Origin of the sequence: Devosia sp. (assembly GCF_034675085.1) — a bacterium.
Classification (GTDB): Bacteria; Pseudomonadota; Alphaproteobacteria; order Rhizobiales; family Devosiaceae; genus Devosia.
In genome coordinates this window covers 1-2,606 of record NZ_JAUCDN010000400.1, presented here as the reverse complement: position 1 = coordinate 2,606, position 2,606 = coordinate 1, and the positions used below count along the sequence as shown (strand labels likewise).

Genomic DNA, 2,606 nt, shown 5'->3' with positions numbered 1-2,606 from the left:
TGGTGCCTTGACGGGGAACGATGCGACGAACTGTGGGCAGAGGCGCGCGTGCTTGTCGGCAGCCCTGGCTTTATGGTGGCGTCATGAACCGGCGTGCGGTTCTGGCGGGCTTCTCTACCGCCGTACTGAGCGGTGGCGGGGCGCAGACAGAGGTACCTGAAAGCGCGGTGATGGGTCTGTTCCGCACTTGGAAAGCGGCGTTTGGTTTGGCGGAAGGGTCAGCCTTGTGGGGCTGGACCGAAGCGGAGAGGGCGCCGTTTCAGGCCCGCGAAACCGAGCTGGTGAGGCAGCTTGTCCAGACGCCGGCGCGCGATGCGCTGGACGTTTGCGCCAAGCTGACCGCCTTCACCTGCGACGGGCAGCAATTCGCGGATGATGGGGGAACGCTGTCGGATACGATTCTGCGGGAAGCGCGAATGATCGTGCAAAGAAAAGGGTTTTCAATATCCACTTCTAATGATAGTGGTTATACGAAACCCGACATGGAGTCCGATCATGACCAGCCATACCATCCGCCTCGATGCCCTGCACCAGATCACCGGTAGGCCGAAGGAGGCGCTTAAGAATACGATAAAGAACGGAAACGCCCCTTGGGACGACAGCGAGTTTCCCGAGGGCCAGCGTCGCCAGTACTCCGCGTTCCATGCCCTGACGCTGGTCATTGCCGAGGGCTTGATGGCCCAAGGCTGCACCATTCCGTTGTCCGCCGAGTTCATCCGCGCCCATGCTCAAGCCATCAATCTGTTTCTGGACGAAGTGAGCGCGGGCAAGAACATCACCCCCCGTTATGTGCTGGCGTTGCAGCGCGCCGTTTGGGACAGCTGGACCGGTAGCCAGTGGGAACCGGTGATTCTGTTTGGCACCGGCACGGCAAAAGAGGTTGCCGATGCCTACGCCGGCACGCTGAGCGAAGTGGGTACCGAAAGCGAGACCCGCGATGGTCGCTCCGAACGCCGCACCATTGGCGGTCCTTGGGCGGCCACCGTTTCGATCCCGGAAATGTATCGCCTGCTGCGCCAGCGCGCCGAGGCGAAAGGCTATTTGGTCGACGGCCGTAACATCCATAAGGTGGCCGACGAAGCCCAAGACGAAGCCGAGGCCGAGGAGTCGCTCTGATGGCCCATATCCAGACCGTCATGCTGCCGAAGCCTTGGCTTGTGATGCAGCTGCTCACTGTCCAGGAGTTGGTCAAGACCGACACCGAGACCATCTGCCAGCATCATCTCTATCTGGTGGACCGCTCGGCAGAAAACGGGCTGCGGCATCTTTCGACCAAACAGGGCGTGGCCTTCCCGCGCGAGCCCGCGACCGTGATCGAGGCAGAAGGATGACGGCGGCCTTCCACATAAATGGTGCCATTGGCGAGGGCGAGAATACCGCCACTGCGCTTGGCGCCTTTCTCGAGCAACATGCCGGCGAGCCGGTTCGCGTCACGGTCAATTCCTTCGGCGGACACGCGGCCGAAGGCGCGGCGATGATGGCGCTGATCGGCCAGCACGGCACGGTGCGTGCCGAGGTTCTGGGGATTGCCGCCTCCGCCGCTTCGCTGCTGCTGATGGAGGCTGCGCATATCGCCATGCACTCGGCAGCACTGCTGATGATCCACAACCCCGCCGCGCTGGCCTTCGGCACTGCCGACGAGTTGCGCGGGGAGGCAACTACGCTGGACAAGATAGCGGATACCTATGCGGCGGCCTATTCGCGCTGCACCGGCCACCCGCTGAGCCGCATTCGCGCGTGGATGGATGCCGAGAGTTGGATGAACGCAGAGGAGGCGCTGGCGCTGAATTTCTGCGACGAAATCACCGGCGAAGGCGAGCGGGCGAAGGCTGTCGCCGCCTTCGATTACACCCGCTTCAAATCGGCGCCGGCCCAGCTTCTGCGGCGCGCCGCCCGCAATGGCTGGGCTGGAGAGACAGCTGCATCCACCCCGGCCCACTAAAACGGAATATGAGAGACATGGCCGTGCTACCTTCTCAATTTAGGCAGATGATTGGCCTGATCCGCGCCGAGGATCTGGCCGAGGAATGGGGCTATGCCGGCGCGAATAGCGCCTTTCGCAATTTCTGCGCGAAACTCGGCCTGCGGCATGTACCGGGGCGCCCCGGATGGTTCGATCCCAAGCACGTCCGTCAGCGTCTTGACGCAGCTCAGGGCATGGAGATCCTCACGCCGTCGCGCGGCCCCGATGGTGCCCCGTCGCTGGTGTCGCAACGGAGGGCGCGCAATGCCTCGATCTAACCTGCCGAAGGGTGCCCATCGCGTCCGTCGCGTCACCAAAGCTGGCGCGAAGTTTCATTTCTACGCCTGGCGCGGCGGTCCGAAGTTCTGGGAGGATACCGCCCGCTTTCCGAACGATCCGGCTTTCTTCGTGGCTTTTGCAGACGCCACCGCGCGTCCCAAGCCGGCGCATTACATGACCGTCCAGATGGTTGACGACTTTCTGTCGAGCGCGGAAATGCCCAAGGGCGAGCGCACTCGGCAGGATTATCGCCTGTGGGCGCTGCGCTTCTCGGCGGCGTTCAAGGACGATCCCGCCGCGATGTTCGAGGAGCCCGAAGCGCGGGGCGAGGTCAACGAGTGGCGCAAGCAATGGGCGCATTCGC

The 2,606-nt window shown here is 63.1% G+C and carries 6 protein-coding genes; all 6 read left to right on the top strand.

Features of this window, described 5'->3' with window-relative positions; translation table 11 throughout:
• Window positions 1-83: 83 nt before the first annotated feature.
• Window positions 84-545 (top strand): hypothetical protein, encoded by a 462-nt coding sequence (locus tag VDP82_RS16910; RefSeq protein WP_323015995.1) that lies wholly within the window; start codon window positions 84-86, stop codon window positions 543-545.
• On the top strand, window positions 496-1,116 hold the full coding sequence (locus tag VDP82_RS16905; protein ID WP_323015994.1) for a hypothetical protein: 621 nt from the start codon (window positions 496-498) through the stop codon (window positions 1,114-1,116). The genes VDP82_RS16910 and VDP82_RS16905 overlap by 50 nt, the downstream gene beginning before the upstream one ends.
• Window positions 1,116-1,331, top strand: a complete 216-nt coding sequence (locus VDP82_RS16900; protein ID WP_323015993.1) for a hypothetical protein — start codon at window positions 1,116-1,118, stop codon at window positions 1,329-1,331. Before VDP82_RS16905 ends, VDP82_RS16900 begins: the two co-directional genes overlap by 1 nt.
• On the top strand, window positions 1,328-1,942 hold the full coding sequence (locus tag VDP82_RS16895; RefSeq protein ID WP_323015992.1) for a head maturation protease, ClpP-related: 615 nt from the start codon (window positions 1,328-1,330) through the stop codon (window positions 1,940-1,942). Before VDP82_RS16900 ends, VDP82_RS16895 begins: the two co-directional genes overlap by 4 nt.
• Before the next feature lie 17 nt (window positions 1,943-1,959).
• The gene (locus tag VDP82_RS16890) at window positions 1,960-2,241 is read left to right on the top strand and encodes a hypothetical protein (RefSeq protein WP_323015991.1); all 282 of its coding nucleotides are present in this window, start codon (window positions 1,960-1,962) and stop codon (window positions 2,239-2,241) included.
• The coding region (locus VDP82_RS16885) for a hypothetical protein (protein ID WP_323015990.1) at window positions 2,228-2,606 on the top strand (379 nt) is incomplete at its 3' end. The genes VDP82_RS16890 and VDP82_RS16885, both read left to right, overlap by 14 nt.

What these genes read in the sequence shown, in the direction of transcription:
- VDP82_RS16910 (WP_323015995.1), top strand. Translation starts at nt 84, where the DNA reads ATGAACCGGCGTGCGGTTCTGGCGGGCTTCTCTACCGCCGTACTGAGC.
- VDP82_RS16905 (WP_323015994.1), top strand. Translation starts at nt 496, where the DNA reads ATGACCAGCCATACCATCCGCCTCGATGCCCTGCACCAGATCACCGGT.
- VDP82_RS16900 (WP_323015993.1), top strand. Translation starts at nt 1,116, where the DNA reads ATGGCCCATATCCAGACCGTCATGCTGCCGAAGCCTTGGCTTGTGATG.
- VDP82_RS16895 (WP_323015992.1), top strand. Translation starts at nt 1,328, where the DNA reads ATGACGGCGGCCTTCCACATAAATGGTGCCATTGGCGAGGGCGAGAAT.
- VDP82_RS16890 (WP_323015991.1), top strand. Translation starts at nt 1,960, where the DNA reads ATGGCCGTGCTACCTTCTCAATTTAGGCAGATGATTGGCCTGATCCGC.